This window comes from Hymenobacter yonginensis (genome assembly GCF_027625995.1).
In the GTDB taxonomy this organism is placed as follows: domain Bacteria; phylum Bacteroidota; class Bacteroidia; order Cytophagales; family Hymenobacteraceae; genus Hymenobacter; species Hymenobacter yonginensis.
Window position 1 is genome coordinate 2415547 of record NZ_CP115396.1, and the last position, 25442, is coordinate 2440988.

The following is a 25442-nucleotide window of genomic DNA, read 5'->3' on the forward strand; positions in this document are numbered from 1 at the left end:
CTCGCCTCGGCATGAAAGCACTATCTATTCTACTTCCCGCGCTGATGCTGGCAGGGGTTTTACGAGCCCAGCCAACCGTGCCGGCACGCGGGCTAAGCGCCGGACCGTGGCGTGAAAGCGCCACCAAGCTGCTCCCGGCCACGCTGCGCCAGGCGCGGGCGTTGCTGCTCGATGAGCCGGCCCTGGCGCGCCTGTTGCAGGCAGCGCCGGCCGAAACCCAGGCCAGCCGGGGCGTACTGCTGCCGCTGCCCCTGCCCGATGGCCGGATTGACACATTCAGCGTGTGGCAGACGCCGGTGCTGCATCCGGCGCTGGCGGCGCGCTACCCAGCCATCCGCACGTTTGCGGGCCGCAGCCTGACCCGCCCGGGCGTGACCGGGCGGTTTGACCTTACGCCGCAGGGTTTCCATGCCTATGTGCGTGGGGGTGGCCAGGGGCCTGAATTCGTGGACCCCGTACCGGCCGAGCCGGGCCGCTATGCCGCCTTTGCAGCCGCCGACCAGCAGCCCGACCCGGTGTGGCGCTGCCTGACTACCGGCCAGTTGGAACTCACCTCTACGGCCGGCCGCACGCAGGCCGCGCCTTTCGGCAGCCAGCTGCTGACCTACCGCTTGGCGCTGGCCTGCACCGGCGAGTATGCCACCCGGGTGTGCCAGCCCGCCGCCCCTACCGTGCCCGCCACGCTGGCCGCCATGACGACGGCCGTAAACCGCGTAACGGGCATCTACGAGCAGGAAATAGGCGTGCGGCTGCAGCTCATTGTCAACAACACCGTCCTGATTTTTCTGGATGGCGCCACCGACCCATACACCAACACCAGCGGTTCCACCATGCTCACCGAGAACCGCAACACGCTGCGCGACCTGATCGGAGCCGACAACTACGATATCGGGCACGTGTTTAGTACGGGCGGAGGGGGCATCGCCAGTCTGGGCGTGGTGTGCCTCGGTGCCACCACCGGATCAGCAAATATCCGCAACCAGAAAGCCCGCGGCGTTACGGGGCTACCTAATCCCACCGGCGACGCCTTCTACGTAGACTACGTAGCCCACGAAATGGGGCACCAGTTTGGCGGCAACCATACCTTTAACAGTGAGACCAACAGCTGCGGCGGAGGCAACCGCAACGACGCCACCGCCATTGAGCCAGGCTCGGGCAGCACCATCATGGCCTATGCCGGCATCTGCGGCGCCGACAATATCCAGAGCCGCTCCGATGCCTTCTTCCACGCCATCAGCCAAGATGAGATTCGCACGTATATCACCTCCGGCGGCGGCAGCACGTGCCCGGTGAGCAGCAGCACCGGCAACACGCCGCCAAGCGTGAATGCGGGCCCCGACTACACTATTCCCCGGGGCACCCCATTTGTGCTGACCGGCTCGGGCACCGACACCAACAACGATGTACTGGCCTACAGCTGGGAGCAAACCAACCCCGACAATACGCCCACCGGCGGAACCCCGGCGGCCGCCGCTACCAGCACTACGGCGCCATTGTTTCGCTCGTTTGCGCCGGGAGCCAGCCCCAGCCGCACGTTTCCACGCCTGGCCGATATTCTGGCGGGCACGAATACCACGGGCGAAATTCTACCGCAGGTGGCCCGCGTGCTCCGCTTCCGCCTTACTGCGCGCGACAACCGCAGCGGCGTAAGCTCCGACGAAGCGCTGGTGACTGTGCTGGACGTCAACCCGTTTCTTATCACCAACGCCAATACGCCCTTCACGCAGGCCCCCAACAGCACTTTCACGCTCACCTGGGACCAGACCGGCACCACGGCCGCCCCTATCAGCGCGGGCACCGTCAATATCCTGTTTTCGGCCGATGGCGGGCTGACGTTTCCGTATCTGCTGGCAGCGGCCACGCCCAACGACGGCTCGCAGCAGATTGTGCTGCCCAACCTGACCACCTCCACCGGGCGCCTGCGCGTGCAGCCGATTGGCCAGGTGTTCTTCGACATCAACAACGCCAACATCACGCTGGCGGGCCCGCTGCCGGTTACGCTCACCTCGTTTGAGGCCACGGCGCACAATGGCACAATTGAAACGCGCTGGACAACGGCCCAGGAGCTCCGCAATGCCGGCTTCGAGGTGCAGGCGCAGGGGCCCGGCGAAACCGGCTTCCGCACCCGTGCATTTGTAGCAGGACAAGGCACCAGCAGCACCCCACGCACCTACCAGCACACGCTGCGCAACCTGGCCCCGGGCCGCTGGCACCTGCGCCTGCATCAGTTGGACCAAAGCTCCGCGGCCGCACCCGAAGGCAGCTATACCGCCGTCCGGACGGTGCAGCTACAGGCTGGTGCCGCGGCCGTACAGGTCTGGCCGAACCCCGCGCTAACCGACCGGCCGGCTACCGCCAGCATCTACCTGCCCGCGGGCGGCCCGGCCCAACTGGAGCTGTATGATCTGCTGGGCCGGCGCGTGCTGAGCTTGCCCCTGGAGCTGGCAGCCGGTGGTACGGAAGTGCCCCTGCCGCTGCGGGGCGTACCGGCGGGCCTGTATGTGTGGCAGCTGACGGCGGACGGGCACGCCCGGCTGCAGGGCCGGCTGGAGCTGCTACCGTAAAGCCACGTGTTTCGGGGTGGCCGACGCTAGATCTTGCGCTGCAGCCGTACCTGGGTGGTGTACAGCTCGCCATCGGGGCGGCGGAGCACCAGCAGCAGCATGCGGCCGTTGCCAGAATGGAAGATGCGGCTAAGCTCGGTGAGGCTGATGGCGGCGGCTGGCTGCAGGTTCACGGAAAGCAGTTCGTCTTTGGGCTGAATGCCAGCCATGGCTGCCGGCGAGCCGTCCTCAATCTGCATCACAATGTAGTTGCGGTATTGCTGGCCGGTAGCCAGCAGCTCTAGGCCGCACATGTCGTGCTCGAAAGGGTCGTGGTAGAGGGCATTGGGGCGCAGCCACACTTCGCGGCGCGAATAGTCTATCACCAGATCGAAGCGCTTGAGCAGCTCGAACCCGATGTTGCCGTTGCGAGGCACATCGGTGCGCAGGGCGGCGCTGTTGGCTTCCGGAAACGACGTGAGCAGCGTCTGCAGCTGGTAGCGGCCCAACTGCAGGCTCCGCACCCGACCCAGGTACCCGTTGATGGCCCCACTCAGGCCCCGCCCCAGCTGCGAGCGAAGCCGCTGCTCGGGCACCCGCAACCTTGGGTCGGAGGTGGTTTCGATGGATAGGGCGTGGCCGGCGCCGGTATCGAGCACCAGCTTGAGCGGCAGCGTGAGCGAATCGGTCAGGCCCACAGGCACGGTCAGGTAGGGCTTGCGGCGCTCCAGGGTGAGGGGTACGCGCGTCCAGCGGCGGCCGCGGCGGGGCTGGTAGCCAGCCGGAGCGTGCAGCACCAGCTGGGTGGCATTGGGCTCGATTTCGATGACAAAGCTCCGGAAGATGTCGTAGCCCAGAATGCCGTGAATGGGCATGCCCACGTAGCCTGACAGGTTCAGCACATCGGCAGAAAGCACCAGAAACGGCAGCGCTGGCGCCACAATGCCGGGCAGCGTCACGCGGATGCTGTCGGCGTAGTGGGCTTCGAGCGGCTCCTCCTCGCCCACCCCCGCCACCCGGTACACCTCGGCCCCGGGCCGCAGGCGCAGCAGCGGGGTCAGGCTGGGGTCGGTGATGATGGAGGTAGCCACCCCGGTATCGAGCAGGAAGTTGTAGGGCCCTGCCCCGTTCAGCTTCACCTCCACGATAATGAGGTTACGCTGGAAGTAGAACGGCAGCCGCACCTGCTGCTTGCCCGGCTTTTCCAGCCGAAACGGCAGGTCGGAGGACTGGGCCACGGCGCCGGAGGCAGCCCCCAGCAGCAGCAGCAGGCACACCCCCGCGGGCGCGACACGCAGCAGCAACAGCAGGAAGCAGAACCAGCGGGCGGGCATAGAAATAGGGGAGGCCGGGAAATATAGCCAAAAAACTACCTGTCTGCCTTACTGGTTTTTCCGGGCCCCAATGTTCTGCTTCGGCGGCCTGTTTTAGTCCAGCAGGCCCGCCTGCGGCAGCTCCCAGGAGCCGGCCGGATCGAAGGTCAGCTCGCCGGCCCGGATGTGCAGGGGCGCGGCCAGGTTGTTGTGGTAGAGCTGGCCCGTGCCCAGCCCCTGCGGAAAGCCCGGCAGCGCATACTCGCCGGCCAGCTGGCTCACCGCGTTCAGGCCGATATTGGATTCCAGGGCCGAGGTCAGCCACCAGCTGATGCCCTGCTCCTCGGCCAGCTGCCACCAAGCCAACGAGGCCGCCAGCCCACCCACCAGCGTGGGCTTCAGGATAATATACGCCGGCCGGATTTCGTGCAGCATCTCGGCCTGCCGGGCGGGGTCGGTTACACCAATCAGCTCCTCATCCAGTGCCACCGGCACCGGCGAGTGACGGCACACCTCGGCCATGGCCGCCCACTGCCCGGCCGCAATGGGCTGCTCGATGGAGTGCAGCGCGTAGCGGGCCAGCTGCTCCAGCTTGGAGGGGGCCTCGGCCGGGGCGAAGGCGCCGTTGGCATCCACGCGCAGCGTCAGCTCGTCGGGCCCGGCCTCGGCCCTGATTTCGGCCAGCAGCTGCAGCTCGGTGGCAAAGTCGAGGCTGCCGATTTTAAGTTTCAGACAGGAATAGCCTTCGGTGAGCTTCTTGCGGATCTGGCTGCGCATGAAGGCGGCGTCGCCCATCCAGACCAGGCCGTTGATGGGTACGCCGGCCTCGCCGCGGCTGAAGGGGTTGCTGAACAGCTGGCGGCGGCCGCCGTGGTGCAAATCGAGCAGGGCGGTTTCGAGGCCGAAGCGCAGGGCGGGCCACTCGGGCTCCACCAGCGCCAGCACTGGCTCCAGGTCGGTGTCGGGGCTGAAGCGCTGCTGGTTGAAGGCGGCGCACAGGGCCTGCAGGCGCGCCTCGAAGTCGGGCCGGAAATCGGGGCTGAGGCCGGCCAGCGGGGCGGCTTCGCCCAGGCCCAGCAGGCCGGGCCGGGTGGTGTCGGTCAGGTGCAGGTACCAGGCGGCGTGCTCGGTGAGGGCCCCGCGCGAGGTGCGGGCCGGAAAGTTGAAGCGCAACGTGCGGCGCGAGTACTGCAGCTCAAGCATAACCAGACAAATGAAACGGGCCCGCAAATAACGCGCAAAAGCGGCATCGGTTTGGCAAAAGCAGAAGCCCGCTTCCGGCACAGGCCGAAAGCGGGCTTCCATAGATAACAATGCGGATTGCGTAGGGGGTGCCGGCTGCTTAGGCTTCCGGCTGCGGCCGGCGGGTGGCCTGGCCTCCTTTGCGGCCGGCAGCACGGGCCTCTTCCGAGGTGAAACGATGCCCACGGCCGCTCAGATGCGAAGCCTTACCGCCTTCGCTGGCAATACGGCGCTGCATCTCGGGGTCCATAGACGCGAAGCCGCGCGGGCGCTTGGCCTTTGGTTCGGCGGCAGTCTGGGCCTGGGCAGATTTAGTCGTGGCAGAAGTTGTTAGAACGGAGGCTGGCATGCGCTTCGGTGGTTGATAAAGCTGACGAACATTTTCGATCAGCTAAAACAACGCAATAGATGGCGTCGATGGCGGTCTTTTAATGGCCTAATTCGCTGGATACTCCATAAAATACCACTTATTACGGACGCGTTCCGCTATTAATCCCGGGCCGTGTGCGGTAAATACCGATGGCCCGGCCGTGTCCGGCTGTCGGAGGCGGGTCAGGTGGCGCAAAACCCACGGCGCGCAAATCCAGTTAAGTACCTGGCCCTACTCTTTCCCACTATGTCTACTACTCTCCTGGCTGCTCCCGCAGCTGTTTCCGCCGCTTCGCTGGCCCACCGCTACCAGCAGGTTCGCCAGCGCACCGTGCTGCTGTGCCAGCCGCTGCTGCCCGAAGACACGGTGGTGCAGCCTATGATTGATGTGAGCCCGCCCAAGTGGCATCTGGCCCACGTTACGTGGTTTTTTGAGACGTTTCTGCTGAAAGCCTACCTGCCCGGCTACAGCGTGTACCACCCCGAGTACGCCTTCCTGTTCAACTCCTACTACAACTCGCTGGGCTCGCGCGTAAACCGCGCTGACCGGGGCACCCTCTCCCGCCCCGCCCTGGCCGACGTGTACAGCTACCGCGCCCACGTAGACGCGCAGATGGCCCGCCTGCTGGAGCTGGCCGATACGCTGCCGGATACCTTCCGGGAGCTGTTTGAGCTGGGTTTGCAGCACGAGCAGCAGCACCAGGAGCTGCTGGCCACCGACATCAAATACATCCTGAGCACCAGCCCGCTGGCCCCGGCCTATCTGCCGGCTTCGGTCGCCCCGGCGGCCGCTACGGCCGCGCCGGCCGTGGCGTGGCTGCCGGTGCCGGGCGGCGTGTCGCGCATCGGCTACGAGGGCACGGGCTTCTGTTTTGACAATGAACAGGCGCCCCACGACGTGCTGACGCCCGATTTCGAGCTGCAGAACCGCCTCGTAACCAACGGCGAGTATCTGGCTTTCATGGAAGCCGGCGGCTACCAGGATTTCCGCTACTGGCTGGGCGAAGGCTGGGATTTGGTGCAGACTCAGGGCTGGGAAGCGCCGCTCTATTGGACGCTGCACGAGGGCCAATGGCACCGTTTCACGCACCACGGCCTGCAGCCTGTGAACATGGCCGCACCCGTCACGCACGTCAGCTTCTACGAGGCCGACGCCTACGCGCACTGGGCCGGGGCGCGCCTGCCTACCGAGCCCGAGTGGGAAGTGGCAGCCCGCTACTTTGGGGCCACGCCCACCCACGGCACCTTCCTGGAAAGCAACCTGCTCGACCCGCAGCCCCTGCCCACCGACGCCGACCCGACCCGCTGCCACCAGCTGCTCGGCGACGCCTGGGAGTGGACCTACTCGGCCTACCACCCCTACCCCGGCTACGTGCGCGCCGCCGGCGCGCTGGGCGAATACAACGGCAAGTTTATGATCAACCAACTGGTGCTGCGTGGGGGCTCCTGCGCCACGCCGGTCAGCCACATTCGCCTCACTTACCGCAACTTCTTCCACGCCGACAAGCGCTGGCAGTTCACGGGTATCCGGCTGGCCCGCTGAGGGCAGCCCCGTTTTTCGTTTGCCTCTCTCCTGGTCGCTTTGGCTGCTTTCCCGCTCGTTTTCTGCTTATGACCTCTCTTTCTGCTGCCGCCTCGCCTTCGTTCTACGCTTCCGAGCAAATCGGAACGGACGCCGCCCCGGTTCCCCAACAGGCCGCCACTCCCAACCAGTCCCTCGAAGCCCTGAAAAAGCACGTGGCCGAGGGGCTGGCGCGCACACCCAAAACGCTGTCGTCGATGTATTTCTACGACGATGAGGGCAGCCGCCTGTTTCAGCAGATCATGGCCCTGCCCGAGTACTACCCCACCCGCACCGAGTTTGCCCTCCTTACCCAGAACCAAGAAGCCTTGGCCGCGGCGCTGCGCCCTGAAGACGCCCAGGAGCCCTTTTTCCTGCTGGAGCTGGGCGCCGGCGACGGCCTGAAAACCAAGATTCTGCTGCGCCACCTGCTCGACACCGGCGCCTCATTCACCTACGTGCCCGTCGATATTTCGGGAGCAGCGCTGGATGGGCTGGCCGCCAGCCTGCGCCAGGAGCTGCCCGCGCTGCGCGTAGAGCCTATCGTGGCCGACTACGGGGCGTCCCTGCGCCTGATGGCGGCCCGCCCCGGCCGCAAGGCGGTGCTGTTTCTGGGCTCCAACATCGGCAACTTCCTGCCCGCCGACCGCCAGGCGTTTCTGCAGGAGCTGGCCGCGCCGCTTTCCCCCAACGACCGGCTGCTGCTGGGCTTCGACTTGCAGAAAGACCCGCGCTTTATCCGGGCTGCCTACGACGACACGCAGGGCGTGACGGCCGCCTTCAACCTGAACCTGCTCACGCGCCTCAACCGCGAACTGGCCGCCGACTTCGACTTGGCCAGCTGGCAGCACTACACCGACTACGACCCGCTGTCGGGTGCCATACGCTCGTTTCTGATGCCCACACAGGCGCAGCAGGTGCATTTCGGGGCCTTGGGCCGCAGCTTCGATTTTGCTGCCTGGGAGCCGATTCATACCGAAAACTCCTACAAGTTCACCCGCCCGCAGATCAGCAGCCTCGCCGCCGATGCCGGTCTGGCCGTAGCCGAGTTCTTCACCGACGATCAACAGTATTTCGCTGACGTGGTGTTGCGCCTGGCAGTATAAAGCCACCAACCAGTAGCGCAAAATTTGCAGTTCGCGCCCCCGCGCCGTTCTCATCACCCGAACGGCGCGAGGGCACGAACCACACGATGCGTATCGATTAGTAGCGCGAACTTTGCAGTTCGCGTCCCCACGCCGTTTTCATCACTCGAACGGCACAGGGACGCGAACTGCAAAGTTCGCGCTACTGCCTATCGGCCCCTTCCCGCCTTTTTCCTATGCCTGCTTCCTCCGATTTGCCGCTGATCAGCCTGGCTTCCGGCTACGGCAATTTTTCCCTGCCCGAGCCGGTAGCAAAGCATGTGCAACGGGCCCTCACCCGGTTGCCGCTGCCGACCAGCCCCACCGAGGGCCTGCCGGAGCTGCGGCAGGCGCTGGCCCGCCGCTACCAAGCGCAGGGCGCCACCGTGGCTGAGGAAAGCATCGTAGTTACGCCCGGCACGAAAGCCGCGCTGTTTCTGCTGCTGGCCACGGTGCTGCGGCCCGGTGACGAGGTGCTGCTGCTCACGCCCAACTGGTTCGGCTTCCGCGCCCTGATTCAGCAAGCCGGCGCCACCCTGCGCGAGCTGCCCCTGAGCCCATCCGACGATTACCGAATCCAGCCGGAGACGCTGCAAGCCGCCATCGGGCCGCGCACGCGCCTGCTGCTGTTCACCAACCCCAACAACCCCACGGGCCGCGTGTACACCCGGCCGGAGCTGGCGGCGCTGCTGGCCGTTACGCAGCAGCACCCGCAGCTGCTGGTTTTGGCCGACGAGATTTACGACGGCATCCGGTTCGGGCCCGAGCCGGTGCCGACGCTGCTTTCCTTCCCCGACCCGCTGGGGCAGCATCTGGTGGTAAACGGATTTTCCAAGTCGCTGGCGCTGCTGAACTGGAACATGGGCTACCTGGTGGCGCCGCCGGCGGTGGCGCAGGCCTGCATAACGCGGCAGTTTGCCACCGGCGGGGCCGTGGCCACGCTCAGCCAGCTGGCCGCGCTGGCCGCCACCGAGGCCACGCCTGGCATCACAGAAAAGCTGCAAGCCAACCTGCAACCTAGCCGCCATCTGCTCCTCGACTTCCTAGCGAATCTTCCCGCCGCGCTGCCGCATCTGCCGCTGGGCACCTACTACGCCTTCCCCGATTTGCGCGCCTTCCTGGATCCTGCCCTGCCGCCCGAGCAATCTTCAGCGGATTTGGTGGCACGCCTGCGCACCGCGGGGGTGGACGTAGTGGACGGGGCCACCTGCGGCGCGCCGGGCTTCGTGCGGCTGTCGTATGCCGTGCCGGAGCCGGATTTGCGGGAAGCCATCCGGCGCATGGCGCAGGTGTTGCGCTAGCGCCGTAACGCGAAATTCTGTTTCGCGACGAGCGAGACGAGTTCCCACACGTTGTCAGGCATCGGATACTCGCTGTGCTCGTCACGAAACGGAGTTGAGCGGTACGGGGGCGGAAGGCCCTACCTTTGCGGTTCTTCGTTTGCTTCCTGCTATGCCGTTTACTGCCCTTCGCCCCCACCTCAAACCCCTTATGCTGCTGGCCTATCCGGTGGTGCTCAGCCAGCTGGGCCACGTGCTGGTCAACGTCTGCGACTCGGTGATGGTGGGCCAGACGGGCAAAGTGCCGCTGGCCGCCGTGAGTCTCGGCGTGAGCGTCAACACCGTGGTGATGGTGCTGGGTTTGGGCCTTTCGATGGGCATCACGCCGCTGGTGGCCGCCGCCGATGGCCGCCGCGACGTGCCGCAGCTGGGCCGCCTGCTGGTGGCGGGCGTGTGGCTGAGCGCCGTGGCTGGGGTAGTGCTGGCCGCCGCGGGCCTGCTGATTGCGCCGCTGCTGGGCTACCTGCGCCAGCCAACCGAAGTGGTGGCGCTAGCCGCGCCGTGGGTGCGGGTGCTGTTCCTGTCGTTGCTGCCGCTGATGGTGTTTCAGGGTTTCAAGCAGTTTGCTGAGGGCCTGGGCCTCACGCGGCAGGCTATGTACTTGTCGGTAATGGCCAATGCCCTGAACGCGCTGCTGTGCTACGTGCTGATTTTCGGGCACTTCGGGGCGCCGCGCCTGGGCATGATGGGCGCCGCCTGGGCCACCCTGATTGCGCGGGTGCTGATGGCCGTGTTCATGGCCACCTACGTGCTGCGCGCCGCCCGCCTGCGGCCCTACCGCGAAGCCGCCTCCCACTGGCTCCGCCCCGACGGCGCTACCCTGCGCCGCCTCGTTGGACTAGGCTCCCCTATCGGCGTGCAGATGATGTTTGAAATGGGTGCCTTCAGCTTTTCGGCCATCATGATTGGCTGGCTGGGTGCTACCTCCTTGGCCGCCCACCAGATTGCCATCAACGTAGCTTCCGTGACCTACATGGCCGCCAGCGGCATTGCGGCGGCGGCCACCATCCGGGTGGGCAACCTGCGCGGCCTCGGCGACGCGGAAGGCTCGCGGCAGGCCGGCTTTGCGGCCTACCTGCTCACGTTCCTGTTTATGAGCTCCATGGGGCTGCTGCTGGTGACGTTCCGGCACTACATTCCGCACTTCTACAACCACGACGCGGCCGTAGTAGCCCAGGCCTCGGGCCTGCTGCTGATTGCCGCCGCCTTCCAGGTGTCCGACGGCCTGCAGGTGGTGGGGCTGGGCGCGCTACGCGGCCTGCAGGACGTGAAAGTGCCTTCCATCGTGGCGCTGCTCTCGTATTGGGTGATTGCGCTGCCACTGGGCTACGGCCTGGGATTCTGGCTGAACCTGGGCAGCCTGGGCGTGTGGCTGGGGCTGCTGACCGGCCTTACGCTGGTGGCCGGCGCTTTGCTCTGGCGCTTCCGGCAGTTCAGCCGGGTGCCCGCGGCTGTGGCCCGACCCGCCGCCGTGTCGGCGGCTTAGCCGCTGCTACCGGCCAAGCCGGACCGGCAGGCGACTGCCGGGAACGGGAAACCGGTATTTGGTGTATTTTCTGCGCTAGTCACGTCTTCTTTTCTGCCTGTTGCATTCTATGGCGCTGCCCTCCCTCCTGCTCCCATTGCTGCTGCTGTTTCAGCCTGCTGCGGTCCCACCCCAAACCACGCCTGCTCCCGCCGCCAAACCCGCCAAGGAAATCCTAGGCTGGTCGGCCAGCCGGCCCCTCACCTGGGCCGACTTCAAGGCCCGCCCCATGGGCACCGACCGCCTGAAGGCCCTCACCTCGGCCAATATTGATGTGCAGGTGGCCTGCAAGGATTTTGTGTTCAGCTCCACCGTCACGGCTGTATTTCTGCCGCAGGAGTCGTGGGTGCAGGATGCTGGCAAGGCCTCGGCCAACCTGCTGCGCCACGAGCAGCTGCACTTCGACATCACCGAGCTGCACGCCCGCCTGCTACGCCAGAAGCTCAGCACTGTAAAGCTAGACTGCCAGCACCTCAACCCGGCGTTCAACACCCTCACCAAAAACTATTTCACGGCCTGGCAACGCGAAGAAGCCCGCTACGACGCCGAATCCAACCACGGCCTCAACCAGGAAAAGCAGCTATTCTGGGAAACCCAGGTCAAACAGCGCCTGGCCTTGCTGGAGTCGTTTGCGTCGCGGTAGTTTTGGGGTGATGAGGTGATGGAGAGATGAGGTGATGAGGGTAGAACGTCATGCAGAGGCGCAGCCGAAGCATCTCGCGTGAGCCTCCCCCCCTGGCCCCCTCTCCTTCAGAGAGGGGGAGCCAGACGAATATTTTCAGGTGATACAGCTTTAGGGAATTAGCCCGCAAGCGAGATTCCTCACTCTGCTCGGAATGACGTTCTTCCCTCATCACTCCATCACCTCATTACTTCTTCACCACCTTATGTCTACTATTTCCTGGGCTGATTTTGAACGGGTTGATCTGCGGGTCGGTACCATTGTGGAGGCGCAGGAATTCCCGGCGGCGCGGCGGCCGGCGTATCAACTGCTGATTGATCTGGGGCCGGAAATCGGCCTGAAACGCTCCAGCGCCCAGATAACCTTCCACTACCAGCCAGCCGACCTAGTGGGGCGGCAGGTGCTGTGCGTGGTCAATTTCCCGCCCAAGCAGATCGGCAAGTTTATGTCGGAAGTGCTGGTGACGGGGGCCGCCGATGAGCAGGGCCACATTGTGCTGGCGGCGCTGGCCGGCCCGGTCCCGAACGGCAGCCGCCTGATCTGAGCTGGGTTGGTGGAGTTGTGGGTGAGTGGAGTGCGGCAAATCCACCAATCCACTACTCCGCGAATCCACTTTACTTGGCGGGACCTAATTTCACTTGGCGCAGGGCCAGCGTGTCGATGACGAGGCCGTAGATTTCGTCGAGATCTTTGTCGTGGCTGGCGTAGTAGCGGTAGCTCTGATGAAACAGCGAGTCGGTGACTTCGCGGCGCCAGAACAGCGCTTTCTGCTGCTGCAGGTACAGGGCGCGGGCTGAATCGGGGTTCAAACCGGCCGTCTCCACGCGGGCTTCCAGCGTGTGCAGGTCGGCGAGCAGGCTCACCAACTGCTCACGCGGCAGCAGCTGCGGCGGCGGCAGCACCTCTTCGGGCGTCTGGCAGCCGGCCACCAGGCCGCTCAGCAGTACGCTGACTACCAACGAAAAAGCACGGGGATTCAGGAGTTTCACGTTACAAAAGTAAGGGTTCGGCCGCTTCTCAGCGCCAATACTGCCACGATTCGCGTAGTTTAGCCAATATGAACACGCCCACGCCCACGCCGTTTCAGTTGCTCGTACGCAAATTGCGGCAGGTGGAAATCCGGATGCTGAAGGCTGTGGATGCTCAGTTGCAGGGCAATTTCCGGTCCGTTTTCAAGGGCACCGGGCTCGAATTCGACGACGTGCGCCTTTACCAGTACGGCGACGAGGTGCGCGCCATCGACTGGGCCGTATCGAGCAAAGGCCACGGCACGTTCATCAAAACCTACAAGGAAGAGCGTGAGCAGCAGGTACTGCTGCTCTTCGACGTGAGTGCCTCGCAGAAGGTGGGCGCCGCTGGCTTGCGCAAGCTCGATGTGGGCCGCGAAATCTGCGGGATTCTGGCCCTGGCCGCCGCCCGGCAGGATGCGCAGTTGGGCATCCTGGCTTTCTCCGACCAGAAAGAGCTGTACCTGGCGCCCGGCAAGGGCGTGCGCCACGCGTATTCTTTGATCAAAAAATTGTTTGCGCTGGAGCCGCAGTCGGGGCAGACGGATGTGGGCAGTGGCATCAAGCAGGCGCTGGGGCTGCTCAAGCGCCGCAGCATTATCCTGCTGATTTCGGACTTCATCGACAGCGGCTACGAGCGGGAGCTGACCATGCTGGCCCGCAAACACGACCTGGTGGTGGTGCAGCTGCTCGACCAGCGCGAGCAGGAATTTCCGCCGCTGGGCATTGTGCCGCTCTACGACCAGGAGTCGGGCCGCACGCTCTGGACCAACACGTCCTCGGCCGCCTTCCGGGCCCGCTACCGCGCCACCTACGAGCAGAACCGCGACCAGATCAGCCAGATCTGCCGCCGCCACCGCACCGAATACCTGTCCATTGCCACCAACGCCGACTATCTGCCCCAGCTGATCCGGCTGTTCCGGCGGCGCAATCTTCGTTCCGGCCGTGCGTAGGAAGTCGTTGCTTACAGGGTTCTTGAGCTTAGGCTCGCTGCTGCTGCTGCTGCTGCTGCCGAGGCTGGCCGGGGCTCAGCCGGCCGCCGCCCCGCCGCAGGGCCGGTTTCTGCAGCCCAACACCCGCGTGGGCGAGATTGTGGAGTACGAGCTCAGCTACCGCCACGCCCCGGGCCTGAACGTCATCTTCCCCGACTCCACGGCCGAGTACGCGCCGTTTGAGTACGTGGGCAAAACCTACCAGCCCACCCGCACCCGCCAGGGCGTCAGCCTCGACCGCACCATCTACCGCCTGCGCACCTTCAGCCTGGCCCCGGAGCAGACCCTGCAGCTGCCCGTAACGGTGCTGCAGGGCCGCGACACGCTCACGCTGCCCAGCACCCGCGCCACCGTGCAGCTGCGGCGGGTGGTACCGCCGGCGGCCGGCGGCGCTACGCCGGCCCTGCGCCAGGCCACAGCGCTGCTGCCCGTGGAGCCGGCCTTCAACTACCCCTACTGGCTGGCCGGCGCGGGCGTGCTGCTGCTGCTGCTGGGCGGGGTGGCCCTCACGTTTGGGCGGCGCTGGCGGCAGCGCTACCAGCTGTACAAGCTGCGCAAAAACCACGTGTACTTTCTGGCGCAGTATGCCCGGCACGTGGAGCGCTTCACGCTGAGCCGCTCGCTCACCAACATGGAGCGGGCCATCACGCTCTGGAAAAACTACCTCACCAACCTCGAAAACAACACCATCAACAGCCTCACCACCCGCGAAATAGTGGCGCACTACCAGAACGACGCCGACGTGCGCCTGGCCCTGCGCCTCGCCGACCGGGTGATCTACGGCAACCAGTTCTCCGAAGACGACACCGAAACCGACCTGGCCTTCGACCTGCTCCGCACCTTCGCCGACCGCCGCTTCGAGCTGGTGCGGCAGCAAGTGGAAAAGTAGCCGGCCACCTATCCAGCATAGCCAGCCGCACAAACCAGCCGCTACCTTTACCAGCCCTCTTTACCTGTCACCTCATCATCCACCGTGCAGCAACTCTGGCAACAGCTTTTTGGGCCGATAGTGGATAGCCTGCGCTATGCCACGCTGGCCAGCTATGCCTGGGAGAAGCCGCGGCTGTTGCTGCTGATTGCGGCTATTCCGCTGCTGTTTGTGGGGCGGTGGCTGCTGGCTTACCGCCGGCGCAGCAAGCTGGGCGTGGCCTTCGTGAAGGGTGAGGTGCGCCGCGACTGGAGCGCCGTGCTGCGCTTTCTGCCCGATGTGGTGCTGGCCCTGAGTCTGGCGTTTGCGGTGGTGGCCCTGGCCCGCCCCCAGCGCACCGACGAGCGGGTGGTGCAGAACGGCGAAGGCATCGACGTGCTGCTGGTGCTCGATGTATCGGGCTCGATGGAGCTCGGCGACCTGAAGCCCAACCGCCTGGAAGCCGCCAAGCGCGTGGCCCTGGAGTTTGTGGACGGCCGCCAGGGCGACCGGCTGGGGCTAGTGGTGTTCGCCGGCGACGCCTACTCGCTGGCGCCCCTCACCACCGACTATGAGCTGCTGCGCGAAAGCCTGAGCGGCCTGCGGCTGGGCATGATTCCCAACGACGGCACGGCCATCGGCACGGCGCTGGGCGTGGCCACCAACCGCCTGCGCACCTCCCGCAGCCGCACCCGCGTGTGCATCCTGCTCTCCGACGGCGAAAACACGGCTGGCAGCCTCGACCCGCTCACGGCCGCCCGGCTGGCCCACGCCTACGGCCTCAAAATCTACACCATCGGCCTCGGCCAGGACGGCACCGTGCCCTTCGGCCGCGACGAGCTGGGCCGCCCCCGCTACGTGGAAACCCGCCTCGACGAAACCACCATGCGCCAGATTGCGCAGGCCGGCGAGGGCCAGTTTTTCCGGGCCACCGACAACGCCGCGCTCCGCCAGATTTTCCAGCGCATCAACCAGTACGAGAAGTCGGAAATCAAGCAAACCCGCTTCCGCAACACCAAGGACTACTACCGCCTCTATCTGTGGTGGTCGGTGGGGTTCTGGCTGCTGTGGCTGGGCCTCAAAAACACGTTCCTGGCTAACTCGCTGGAAGATTAGGCCACCGCGGCCACCAAAGTGTGCGGCGGCGCGGCAGCTGCCGGCAGCGCGCGAGCCAGCAGTTTTTGCTGGAATTTTCTTCTTAGCTCATAGCTAATTTTGCTCCGGCCGGGTTTATAAAAAACCTATCATCCACTCAGCGGAATCAGCTTAAACTCTCCCTACTCTGTGATTCAGGAAAACCTCAATTTCTTTCAGCAGCAACTGGCCGGCACCAACTGCCGCCTCGTCACGGTCACGAAAACCCACGCCGTGGACAAGCTGCAGCAGGCCTACGACGCCGGCGCCCGCCTGTTTGGCGAAAATAAGGTGCAGGAAATGGCCGCCAAGCAGCCCGAGCTGCCCGCCGACATTGAGTGGCACCTCATCGGGCACCTGCAAACCAACAAGGTGAAATACATTGCCCCGTTCGTGCACACCATTCAGAGCGTGGATAGCCTGAAGCTGTTGCTAGAAATGGAAAAGCAGGCCGCCAAGCACAACCGCGTCATTCGGGGGCTGCTGCAGTTTCATATTGCCGCCGAAGACACCAAAACCGGCCTCATCCTGCCCGAGGCCGAGGAAATCCTGCAGTCGGAGGAGTTCCGGGCGCTGCGGCACGTGCGCCTCACCGGCGTGATGGCCATTGCCACCAACACCCCCGATGAAGCCCAATTGCGCCAGGAATTCCAGTTGCTGCGCGGCTACTTCGAGCAGCTCAAAGCCCGCTACTTCGCCTCCGACGACGAGTTTCGCGAGATTTCCATGGGCATGAGCTCCGACTACCGCCTGGCCATCGAAGAAGGCAGCACGCTCATTCGGGTGGGCAGCGCTATTTTTGGCGCCCGGAACTATCAGTAGCACATCTCTGCCTGATGGGTTACGGTCATGCTGAGCTTGCCGAAGCATCTCGCGTGCTGACCACAGATTAGCAACTCGATATCAACACGCGAGATGCTTCGACAAGCTCAGCATGACGGTTTTACTACACTGGCGAGATGCTTCGCTTCGCTCTGCATGACGTTCAACGAATCAACCATTCCATATTCCACTAGATGACTGCCAAACTCATTCTGCAAATCGCGGCCCTGCTAGGCGGGCTGGGCGTTGCCATCGGCGCGTTCGGGGCGCACGGCCTGCGGGCCATGCTGGAGGCGTCCGGCCGCTTCGACACGTTTGAAACCGCCGTGCGCTACCAGTTCTACCACACGCTGGCCCTGCTGGCCGTGGGTGTGCTGCTACACGCTCGCCCCGAACTGCGGCTGCTGGGCACCGCCGCCTGGCTCTGGACTGGCGGCGTCATCGTGTTCAGCGGCTCGCTGTATCTGCTGTGCTTCACGGGCATCACCAAGCTGGGCGCCGTGGCTCCTATTGGCGGCCTGCTGCTGATTGCGGGCTGGATTGCGCTGCTGCTGGCCGCCCGGCAGGCCTAGCAGCCCGACCCTAAAGCCCATAAAAAAAGGCGGCCCGCACAATGCGGGCCGCCTTTTTTTATGGGCTGATAGCGCCGAAAGCCTTACGACTTCTTGGCTTTCACTTTCAGCTTGTTGTCTTCGGATTTCATCTTGGCTTTCTCGCTCAGCTCCGCCGACTCCACTTTGTCGCTGGCCATGGCCGTAGCTTCTTTCACCTCGCCTACCACCGACACCATAGCGTTGCCGTTGGCCGAGTTCGACTCGATGGTCAGCACCTTGTTCTGGATGCCCATTTTGCCGGCCGTGTTGAAGTTGGCGGTGATGGTACCGGTTTTGCCGGGCATCACGGGCTCCTTAGTCCACTCCGGGGTGGTGCAGCCGCAGCTCACGCCGATGTTGGAAATCACCAGCGGCTGGGTGCCTACGTTTTTAAACTTGAAGACGTGCTTCACCACCTCACCTTGCTTGGCGCTGCCGAAGTCGTACTTCATTTCGTCGAACTGAATTTGCGGGCCGGCCACTTTGGTCTGCGCGTTGGCAGGCTTCACGGAAGCCGATTGGGCCTGGGCGGCAAAGCCAGCGCAAGCCAGCGACAGCGCCAGTACAAGTGCTTTTTTCATGATTGCTACTTCGTTAGGGTGTTGATGGAAACAAAAATACACGTTTTGGCGGGCGGGGCAAGTTGAGTGCCAGTTTTCTACTTTCCCGGTGAAGCCTGCATGAAGACAGACGCAGCGTCTGGCCCGCACGTTCCGCCGGCCCCGCCTAAAACAACAACAGGACGAGCCAAAGCTCGTCCTGTTGCAGGAAGTAATCATACCGATAGCGCACGAAAGACTGGCAACGTGTTTACGATAGCCGATTTGTAAGTAATTATTTATCAATAGGTAGTCTGTATGATGCTTATCCTTTGAACTCCTTGGAGTACGGAAACTGGCGCGAGGCCTTGCGCATGATGGTCGTCACGATGGTGTTGGTGTCGCTGCCGAAGCCGCGCGAGAGGCTCTTGTCGTATTTCCACAGCAGCTCGCCCGATTTGCCGTCGTGGATGTTGATGAGCAGCTTGCCGGTGTTGGTGGGGCCGCTCATGCCTACCGCCAGGCTCAGAGCAATGGCCGCACCGTTAGACATGGGCTGGGTGCTGGCAAACGTGCCGGAGATGATGCCATCCACACCCAGCAGCAGCGCCAGTTGTTCGGGCGTCTGGGTGGCCAGCTGCTCCGGTGTGAGGCCGCTCTGGGCCAGCAGGGCGTTGGTGCGGGTGGGGTCCTGCATGTCCACAGTCAGGTCGTTGGAGGCCTTCTGCTTCAGGAAGTACGAATGCAGCGCCTGCTGCACGTCCAGGCCTTCGCGCTGCTCCAGCCGGGCCACGCCCTCGGGGCCGCCATTTTTGGCCACTTCCTGCGGCCGCAGCTGCAGCTTCACCATGAAGGGCAGAATGGCCAGCGTTTTGTGGCTCTGGGCCAGGGTTTTGAAATTATTGTTGGTGTAAATCTCGCGGGTCTGGGCCTGCGCGGCCAGCGGCGCTACTGCCAACAGGAGCAGGAAGAGTAGCAGCTTTTTCATAACAGCAAAAAAGGAAAGAAAGGAGAGGAAAATAGCAGCTCGCGAAGCCTGAATGGCACGTTACCAACATCGTGCCATAAAAACCCCAACTAATGAACTTTTTTCTTCTTCCTTTCGTTACGCGCCGTCTTACACTACTCTTCTATCTTATCTCCCAGCAATTTAGGATTAAAATTGAGCAGGAATAATTTTTCCGAGGCCCGCGTAACGGCCGTGTAGAGCCAGCGCGCAAACTCGGAGTTCACCATGTCCTCTTTCAAAAAGCCGTGATCAACGAACACGGCCTGCCACTGGCCGCCCTGCGCCTTGTGGCAAGTGAGGGCGTAGGCAAACTTCACCTGCAGCGCGTTCAGAAACGGGTCTTTGCGCAGCGCGGCGCTCTTGTCTTTTTTGGTGGTGAGGTGGTCGTAATCCTTGCCTACTGCCTCGTAGAGCTCCTTGCTGCGGTCGGCGGGCAGAGCAGGGCTTTCGGTGTGCAGCGTGTCCAGGAGCAGCTTGATTTCCATATCCGGCTCGTCGGGGTAGTCCACGAGCCGCACGCGGGCATCGGCGAAGCGGAAGCCGAATTCCTCGGTGAGGCGGATGATTTTCACCACCTGCACGAAGTCGCCGTTGGCCAGGAAGCCCATTTCCGAGTCTTTGGGCAGCCAGAAGTAGTTGTTGCGCACCACCATCAGGTAGTCGCCGCTCTCAATTTCGTCTTCGGCCTCAAACAGCACCCGCCGGATCATCTGGTTGTACTGGTTGGCATTCTTGTTGGAGCGGCAGATGATGGTGGTGTTTTCGTGCCCGAAGTTCTTGTAAGCCCAGCGCAGGCCGTCTTCCAGCTTGTCGCCGCCCATCTGAAACAGGTCGGGGTAGCCGCGGGTGTGGAACTGGATGTTGGGCTTTTCCTCGCGCAGCTCTTCGCGCAGCACAGTGGCGTTCATCAGAATGCCCGACTGCTCGGCCTGGCGCATCACCTGGCGCAGCTCCACCCCATCCACAGTGGCGCGGAAACGGTGGCGCAGCAGGTCGGGGTCGAGGGCGGGGCTGAGCAGCTGGCCCACGGGCGGCAGCTGGGCCGTGTCGCCGATGAGCAGCAGGCGGTTGGAGGGCTTCTCGAACACGTAGTTGAGCAGGTCGTCGAGCAGGCCGGTTTCGCCGAACGATTTCTCGTCGGAAATCATCGAGGCCTCATCCACAATGAACAGTGTGTCCTGGGCGCGGTTGGGCTGGCGCTGAAACGAGAGGCTTTGGCTGGGCGTGCCGCTGGTCTGGCGGTAGATTTTCTTGTGGATGGTGCTGGCCGGCACGCCCGCGTAGCCGCTCATCACCTTGGCAGCGCGGCCGGTGGGAGCCATCAGCACGTATTTGCGGCCCAGCTTGTGCAGCCACTGCACCAAGGCACTCACCACGGTGGTTTTGCCAGTACCAGCATAGCCACGCAGTACGAAGGCCTTGCGCCCCGGCAGGTCGTCCTTCAGAAACACATCCAGCTTCTGAAACAGCTGGGCCTGGTCCTGCGTGGGTTCGTAGGGAAAATAGTCGCGGACGGAAGGGGTTCTTACGGAGAGCATGGGCAGGGTGTATTCAGGCAACAAAGCTACACCCGTTTCAGGTCCCTGCCGCACCGGTTTCGGCATTGGAAAACCCCGCCCAACCGGCAGTTCAGCCCACGGGCAGCGTCACGATAAACTCGGTGCCCTGCCCGGCCGCCGGCTCCACCCGCAGCGTACCGCCGTGGCTCTGCACGATGTCGTAGGACAGAGAGAGGCCCAGGCCGGTGCCTTCGCCCAGGGGCTTGGTGGTGAAGAAGGGCTTGAACACCTCACCGCGGATTTCCTCCGGGATGCCGGGGCCATTGTCGCGCACACGCACCTGCACTGAACCATGGTGTTGCGCGCTGCTGATGTGCACCAGCGGCCGGTAGCCGGTTTCGCCGGCCTGCTGACGCTGTTGCACCGCGTAGAAGGCATTGGTGAACAGGTTCAGCAGCACGCGGCCCAGATCGGGAGGCATGGCGGGCACAAGGGGCAGATTGGGGGCCAGCGCGGTTTCGACCTGTACATTCGAGGTCTGGCCCCCAGGCGCCTGGCTTTGGCGGGCCAGCTCCAGATACTCCAGTACCAGGGCGTTGAGGTCGGTGGGCAGGCGCTGGCCGTTGCCGCTGCGGGCGTGCTCCAACATGTCGCGGATAATGCCCGAGGCCCGCAGCCCGTGCTGGCTGATTTCCTGCAGATTCTGCTTGAGCCCACTCAGAATCTCCTGCTCTAGGCCGGGCGCCTCGGCCTGCTGGCCCATGTTGTCGACCAAAGAGGTGCTCACCTCCGCAAATCGTTTCATGAAGCTGAGCGGGTTCTGTAGCTCGTGCGCAATTCCCGCCGACAGCTCCCCCACAAACGCCCACTTCTCGGCAGCTACCAACTGGCTTTGGGCCTGGCGCAGTTGGGCCAGGGTTTGCCGGTTGAGGCGCAGCTGCCGGTACAGAACCACCCCCAGCGCCGAAATCAGCACCAAAGCGGCCACGGCCACGGCGAGCAGCTGGCTGCGCTGGTGCAGCCGAAGCTCCTGCACCTCCTTGTCGTGGCGCAGGTTGGTAATTTCCTCGTTCTGAGCCTGCTCCACCCGTTCGGCCTCGTACTGGGCCAGTAGGTCGCCGCCTTGGGCAGCGTGGAGCGTATCCTGCAGGGCCAGGTAGGCCAGGCTGTACTGCCGCGCGGCGGCGGGCGTGCCGTGCGCCGCCTCAAAGCGGATCAGCGCCCGCAGATACTGGGGGCGCAGCATCTGCAGGCGGGTGGCAGTGGCCCGCGCGTAGGCTTGCCGCCAGGAGGTGGCCGCCTGCGGGTAAAGCTGGCGCATGGTGTAGTAACGGGCCCAGGTGGCATCCAGCGCAAACTCCCCGGGCCGGCCGGTAATCTGCATCTGGAGCGAGTCGGCAATCTGCTGGGCGCGGGTGAGCAAGGGGGCCGCCGCAGCCGCCTGCTGCCGGGCCAGCAGCAGCTCACTTTGCAGCACCAGCGCGTAGGCCATATACTGGGCGGCGTTCAGTTGGTCGTGGCGGGCCGTTTGAGTGGCTTTAGCCACGTAGCGGGCCGCCGCCGCGGTGTCGTCTTGCCGCAGGTACAGCTTGGCAATGGCATGCTCCGAGTAAAACCGCTGCAGGCCACCAATACGGGACTGGTCGTTCCAGTTCGACGCCATTTGCATGTACTGCAGAGCTTTGCGTGTGTTGCCCCACTCGGCGTAGGTGCTACCGGCCACCATCAGCTCGTTGCTGTAGAGGCGGCGGTTGAAGTGCCGGAACAGGTCGGCCGCACGCAGGTAGTGGCTGATAGCTTGGTTGAAGTTGCCGCGGTGCCGGTAAGAGCCGCCCAGCACCAGATGGCACGCGGCCTCATTTTCCGGGAAGCCGCCAGCCACTTTGTACTGCCGTAGCTTGCGCTGAAAGTAGCGCATGCGGCCTTCTGATTCGTGCAGTTCGTTGAAGACGGGCGCCAAGTCAATCAACAGCAACGGTACCGGCTGGCCGCCTTTGTCGAACAGCTCAACGGCCTGCTGCAGGGCAGCCAGCGCCGGGCCGGGCCGCTGCTGCAGCCAGTGCTGCAGACCCGCCTGCAGCTGCCGGTACGGCGCTTCCTGGAGCAGCTGGTGGGTGCGGGCATTCAGGCGCAGCAGCTCCGCCACCAGTCCGGCGGCCTGCCGGCGGTGGCTGGGCTCGGTCAGCTCCGTCACGTGCAGCATGTGCACCAGCGTCCGGACGCGGGCCGTATCGGCGCGCTGCCCGGCCAGCACCTGCTGCAACGAGTCAACATCAGCATTCCAGTACCCCGACTGCGCCCGCAACGGAAACCCGAGCAGCACCAGCCAGGTGGCAATAATCCATTTCATACAGTAGCCAGCAACCTGGGCACTAAGTGTTGCCTGGCGGCAAATAATGTGGGGAGAATTTGGCGTGTTCCGGCACCTGCACGGCAGCCCCTACCCCTGCGGCTCCACCACGGCCATCGTGGCCGTGGCCTTGGCAATCAGCTTGTCGTCGCACCATACCTCCGACTCGCAGAAGTGCAAACGGCGGCCGGCTTTCAGCACCCAGCCCACTGCGCGTAGCTTCTGCCCGATGCCGGGGTGCAGGTAGCTGGTTTTCAGCTCCACCGTCACCACGCCGGTGCCGTCGGGCACGAGCGTAACGGCCGCAAAACCGGCCACCAGGTCGGCCATGGTGGCCACAAGGCCACCGTGGGCGAAGCCGGTGTGCTGCTGGTGCTGCTGCTGCAACGTCACTTCGGCCTCGATACGGCCCGGCTCAATGCGGGTGAGGTCGGCGCCGATAAGGTGCATGAAGTGCTGGCGCGTGAGCTTGCGGCGGATCCGGGTTTCGAGCGAGTCGTCGGCGGCGGCGGGAGTTGGCGTGGTCGGGTTCATTGCTACAAAGGTCGGGAGTTGGCGGGCGTTGTTGGTGGTTTGATTTTCGTTTTTCGGCGTTTGTTTTTCGATATTGATTGCGGACTTCCGCCGACCACCGAAAACCAAACCTCACCCAACGACTATGCAACCACAGGAGTATTTATTGAGCGGGGCCCTGGGGCTGGCCCTGGCGGCATGCAGCGGCTTTCGGGTGTTTGTGCCGCTGCTGGCGGCCAGCCTGGCTTACCGGACCGGCGTGCTGGCGCCGTCGGCGGGGTTTGCGTGGCTGGGCTCGTGGGCGGCGCTGGGCGTGCTGGGCACGGCCACGGTGGCCGAAATCCTGGGCTACTATTTTCCGGTGGTCGATAACGTGCTGGATACTATCACCACGCCCGCCTCGTTTATTGCCGGTACCGTGCTCATGACGGCCACCCTGCCCGACCTCGACCCGGTGCTGCGCTGGGGCCTGGGCGTGCTGGTGGGCGGCGGCACGGCCGGCATGGTCCAGACGGGCACGGCGCTACTGCGGGCCGGCTCCACGGCGGCCACGGCCGGCCTCGGTAACCCCGTGCTGGCCACCGTCGAAAACACGCTGGCCATCCTGGGCTCGGCGCTGGCGCTGCTGCTGCCCGTGGTGGCCGCCGCCCTCATGCTGGGCGTGGTGCTGTATATTGCCACCCGGCTGCGGCGCTGGCGGCAGCGGCGGGCCGCTCGTCGCCCGGCGGCCAACGGCTTGTCCTGAAGCGGCGCCTTGCGCTGTTGCGGGCCGGGCTTCCTGTTCCTACTCTATCTACCTATCACACCTTTGCATGGCTACTGAATCTCTTTCTGCCCCCGACCTGCTCAACGCCTACACCGGCCAGGTGCGGGTGCGGGTCTGCGGCCTACTGGTACACCACGACACGCTGCTGCTCACCGCCCACCGCGGCCTGCTGCCCGGTGAGGCCCCTTTCTGGTCGCCGCCGGGCGGCGGCTGGCAGTTTGGCGAAACCATCCAGGAATGTCTGCGGCGCGAGTTTCGGGAAGAAACCGGCCTCGACGTAACTGTAGGGCGCTTTCTGCATCTGCACGAGTACAAGGCCGACGACCTGCAGGCTATTGAGCTGTTTTTTGAGGTGACGCCCGACGACCCGGCCGCCGTGCCCCGCCTGGGCTCCGACCCCGAGCACGCCGCCGGCGAGCAGCTGCTCACGCAGGTAGCCTTCGTGGCGCCGCGCGACCTAGTGGTGCTGCCCGCGGCCCAGGTGCACCCCATGCTGCGCCAGATCATCAGCCCCGACGACGTGTTCATCCCGCAGATCCGCTTTCAGCGGTAGGCCGCAACCAGGGGCTGGCCGCGCTGACCGGCTTTTGTACCTTTGCCGCTTCCGCCTCCACTCCTGCTGCTGTGTCTTTCGCTTTTCCTGCTTCGCCTGCTGTGCCTGCTCCGTCGTCTTTGCCTGCGCCCACGGTGCTCCACCGCCTGCGCGATGAAACCCTGACCCCGGACAATCTGGCGGCGTACAACCTCTACCTCACGGCCGGCGCGGCCGGGCTGCGCCTGGGCATCACGGAAGTGCGCCGCAACAAGTTTGTGGTGCTGGAAGAATACGCGCCGCAGGCCGCCACCTCACTCAGCGGGCAGCTGCAGGCCCTGGCCGCCCACCACGACCTGCTGGGCCAGCCGGGCTGGAACCACGTGCGGCTGGCTGTGCAGAACCGCCACTTCACACTGCTGCCGGCTCCCCTGTTCCGCCCCGGCGACGAAGCCGCCTACCTACGCCTGCACCACACCGTAGACCCGCAGCACGAAACCGTGCAGTCCTATGCCCACCCCGGCCGGGAGCTGGTCAGCATCTTCGCGGCCGAGAAGGCCCTGCTTGAGTGGTTCCGGGGCAGCTACCCGGGCGGCACGCTGCTGCACCAGACCAGCGCCCTGCTCGAAGGCCTCATGCACCAAAGCGACGCGGCCACCCCGCGCCGCCTCTATCTCAGCATCAGCCACCTGGAGCTCACCGTCGTCGTCATCCGCGACAAGCGGCCGGAGTTCTGCAACGTGTTTGCCTTCAGCTCGCCCGAAGACCTGATCTACTACACCATTCTGGTGATGCAGGAGTTTCAGCTCAACCCCGACCAGGACCCCGTGATGGTGTGGGGCGACCTGATGCACGACTCGGAGCTGTTCACCATTCTGCGCAAGTACATCCGCCACGTCAAGTTCGGCAACCGCCCCTTCGACCTCGGCTACAGCTACCGCCTCAACGAGCTGTTCGAATACCGCTTCTTCGAGCTTTACAGCCTGCACCTGTGCGAGTAGAGTAGCTGAGTAAGGGAGCAACTGAGTAAAAGGGTTGCTCCATACTCACAATACCTACTCAGTTACTCCCTTACTCTAC

24 protein-coding genes are annotated in these 25442 nt (G+C 64.4%); 15 read left to right on the plus strand and 9 right to left on the minus strand.

Annotated features, from left to right (window positions below):
- Window positions 1-11: 11 nt before the first annotated feature.
- The gene (locus tag O9Z63_RS10415) at window positions 12-2564 is read left to right on the plus strand and encodes a reprolysin-like metallopeptidase (RefSeq protein ID WP_270125138.1); all 2553 of its coding nucleotides are present in this window, start codon (window positions 12-14) and stop codon (window positions 2562-2564) included.
- A gap of 26 nt (window positions 2565-2590) precedes the next feature.
- Here the strand turns inward: O9Z63_RS10415 and O9Z63_RS10420 are convergent, their stop codons facing one another.
- The 3 genes from O9Z63_RS10420 to O9Z63_RS10430 all read right to left on the minus strand — a co-directional run bounded on the left by O9Z63_RS10420 (window position 2591) and on the right by O9Z63_RS10430 (window position 5447).
- Window positions 2591-3877 carry an aspartyl protease family protein gene (locus O9Z63_RS10420; protein WP_270125139.1) on the minus strand — a complete coding sequence of 429 codons (1287 nt, stop codon included), beginning with the start codon at window positions 3875-3877 and terminating at the stop codon, window positions 2591-2593.
- Window positions 3878-3970: 93 nt separating this feature from the next.
- The gene (locus O9Z63_RS10425) at window positions 3971-5059 is read right to left on the minus strand and encodes an o-succinylbenzoate synthase (RefSeq protein ID WP_270125140.1); all 1089 of its coding nucleotides are present in this window, start codon (window positions 5057-5059) and stop codon (window positions 3971-3973) included.
- A gap of 139 nt (window positions 5060-5198) precedes the next feature.
- Window positions 5199-5447 carry a KGG domain-containing protein gene (locus O9Z63_RS10430; RefSeq protein WP_270125141.1) on the minus strand — a complete coding sequence of 83 codons (249 nt, stop codon included), beginning with the start codon at window positions 5445-5447 and terminating at the stop codon, window positions 5199-5201.
- A 267-nt stretch (window positions 5448-5714) separates the two neighbouring features.
- Here O9Z63_RS10430 and egtB point away from each other — a divergent pair, with 267 nt between their 5' ends.
- The 6 genes from egtB to O9Z63_RS10460 all read left to right on the plus strand — a co-directional run bounded on the left by egtB (window position 5715) and on the right by O9Z63_RS10460 (window position 12243).
- On the plus strand, window positions 5715-7010 hold the full coding sequence (gene egtB / locus O9Z63_RS10435; protein WP_270125142.1) for an ergothioneine biosynthesis protein EgtB: 1296 nt from the start codon (window positions 5715-5717) through the stop codon (window positions 7008-7010).
- 68 nt (window positions 7011-7078) lie between these two features.
- Window positions 7079-8134 (plus strand): L-histidine N(alpha)-methyltransferase, encoded by a 1056-nt coding sequence (gene egtD / locus O9Z63_RS10440; RefSeq protein WP_270125143.1) that lies wholly within the window; start codon window positions 7079-7081, stop codon window positions 8132-8134.
- A gap of 215 nt (window positions 8135-8349) precedes the next feature.
- Complete coding sequence (locus tag O9Z63_RS10445) at window positions 8350-9453, plus strand: pyridoxal phosphate-dependent aminotransferase (RefSeq protein WP_270125144.1); 1104 nt, start codon at window positions 8350-8352, stop codon at window positions 9451-9453.
- A gap of 151 nt (window positions 9454-9604) precedes the next feature.
- Window positions 9605-10978 (plus strand): MATE family efflux transporter, encoded by a 1374-nt coding sequence (locus tag O9Z63_RS10450; protein ID WP_270125145.1) that lies wholly within the window; start codon window positions 9605-9607, stop codon window positions 10976-10978.
- A 109-nt stretch (window positions 10979-11087) separates the two neighbouring features.
- Window positions 11088-11660 carry a DUF922 domain-containing protein gene (locus tag O9Z63_RS10455; RefSeq protein ID WP_270125146.1) on the plus strand — a complete coding sequence of 191 codons (573 nt, stop codon included), beginning with the start codon at window positions 11088-11090 and terminating at the stop codon, window positions 11658-11660.
- A 244-nt stretch (window positions 11661-11904) separates the two neighbouring features.
- A complete protein-coding gene (locus O9Z63_RS10460) occupies window positions 11905-12243 on the plus strand; it encodes a tRNA-binding protein (RefSeq protein ID WP_270125147.1) in 339 nt (112 codons plus the stop codon).
- Window positions 12244-12313: 70 nt separating this feature from the next.
- Here the strand turns inward: O9Z63_RS10460 and O9Z63_RS10465 are convergent, their stop codons facing one another.
- Entirely contained in the window at window positions 12314-12688 is a 375-nt protein-coding gene (locus O9Z63_RS10465) for a DUF4296 domain-containing protein (protein ID WP_270125148.1), read from the minus strand.
- 68 nt (window positions 12689-12756) lie between these two features.
- Between O9Z63_RS10465 and O9Z63_RS10470 the strand changes: the two genes are divergently transcribed.
- The 5 genes from O9Z63_RS10470 to O9Z63_RS10490 all read left to right on the plus strand — a co-directional run bounded on the left by O9Z63_RS10470 (window position 12757) and on the right by O9Z63_RS10490 (window position 17133).
- Window positions 12757-13659 (plus strand): DUF58 domain-containing protein, encoded by a 903-nt coding sequence (locus tag O9Z63_RS10470; protein WP_270125149.1) that lies wholly within the window; start codon window positions 12757-12759, stop codon window positions 13657-13659.
- Window positions 13660-13681: 22 nt separating this feature from the next.
- Window positions 13682-14587, plus strand: a complete 906-nt coding sequence (locus O9Z63_RS10475; protein WP_270125150.1) for a hypothetical protein — start codon at window positions 13682-13684, stop codon at window positions 14585-14587.
- Window positions 14588-14671: 84 nt separating this feature from the next.
- Window positions 14672-15721, plus strand: a complete 1050-nt coding sequence (locus O9Z63_RS10480; protein ID WP_270125151.1) for a VWA domain-containing protein — start codon at window positions 14672-14674, stop codon at window positions 15719-15721.
- 168 nt (window positions 15722-15889) lie between these two features.
- Window positions 15890-16561 (plus strand): YggS family pyridoxal phosphate-dependent enzyme, encoded by a 672-nt coding sequence (locus O9Z63_RS10485; protein WP_270125153.1) that lies wholly within the window; start codon window positions 15890-15892, stop codon window positions 16559-16561.
- 194 nt (window positions 16562-16755) lie between these two features.
- A complete protein-coding gene (locus O9Z63_RS10490; protein ID WP_044017049.1) occupies window positions 16756-17133 on the plus strand; it encodes a DUF423 domain-containing protein in 378 nt (125 codons plus the stop codon).
- 83 nt (window positions 17134-17216) lie between these two features.
- Here O9Z63_RS10490 and O9Z63_RS10495 read toward each other — a convergent pair whose 3' ends face one another.
- The 5 genes from O9Z63_RS10495 to O9Z63_RS10515 form a co-directional block, all read right to left on the minus strand.
- Window positions 17217-17735 carry a DUF1573 domain-containing protein gene (locus O9Z63_RS10495; RefSeq protein WP_270125154.1) on the minus strand — a complete coding sequence of 173 codons (519 nt, stop codon included), beginning with the start codon at window positions 17733-17735 and terminating at the stop codon, window positions 17217-17219.
- Window positions 17736-18018: 283 nt separating this feature from the next.
- Complete coding sequence (locus O9Z63_RS10500; RefSeq protein ID WP_270125155.1) at window positions 18019-18681, minus strand: DUF4136 domain-containing protein; 663 nt, start codon at window positions 18679-18681, stop codon at window positions 18019-18021.
- A 134-nt stretch (window positions 18682-18815) separates the two neighbouring features.
- On the minus strand, window positions 18816-20240 hold the full coding sequence (locus O9Z63_RS10505; protein ID WP_270125156.1) for an ATP-dependent DNA helicase: 1425 nt from the start codon (window positions 20238-20240) through the stop codon (window positions 18816-18818).
- 91 nt (window positions 20241-20331) lie between these two features.
- Entirely contained in the window at window positions 20332-22551 is a 2220-nt protein-coding gene (locus O9Z63_RS10510; RefSeq protein ID WP_270125157.1) for an ATP-binding protein, read from the minus strand.
- A 90-nt stretch (window positions 22552-22641) separates the two neighbouring features.
- Entirely contained in the window at window positions 22642-23085 is a 444-nt protein-coding gene (locus tag O9Z63_RS10515) for a PaaI family thioesterase (protein ID WP_270125158.1), read from the minus strand.
- 124 nt (window positions 23086-23209) lie between these two features.
- On the opposite strand from O9Z63_RS10515, the gene O9Z63_RS10520 reads away from it, so the two are divergent.
- The 3 genes from O9Z63_RS10520 to O9Z63_RS10530 all read left to right on the plus strand — a co-directional run bounded on the left by O9Z63_RS10520 (window position 23210) and on the right by O9Z63_RS10530 (window position 25363).
- Window positions 23210-23809, plus strand: coding sequence for a DUF4126 domain-containing protein (locus O9Z63_RS10520; protein ID WP_270125159.1), 600 nt, complete (start codon window positions 23210-23212; stop codon window positions 23807-23809).
- Window positions 23810-23876: 67 nt separating this feature from the next.
- Window positions 23877-24383, plus strand: a complete 507-nt coding sequence (locus O9Z63_RS10525) for an NUDIX domain-containing protein (RefSeq protein ID WP_270125160.1) — start codon at window positions 23877-23879, stop codon at window positions 24381-24383.
- 101 nt (window positions 24384-24484) lie between these two features.
- Window positions 24485-25363: a DUF3822 family protein gene (locus O9Z63_RS10530; RefSeq protein ID WP_270125161.1), complete on the plus strand. Its 879-nt coding sequence runs from the start codon at window positions 24485-24487 to the stop codon at window positions 25361-25363.
- The last annotated feature ends 79 nt before the right edge of the window (window positions 25364-25442 follow it).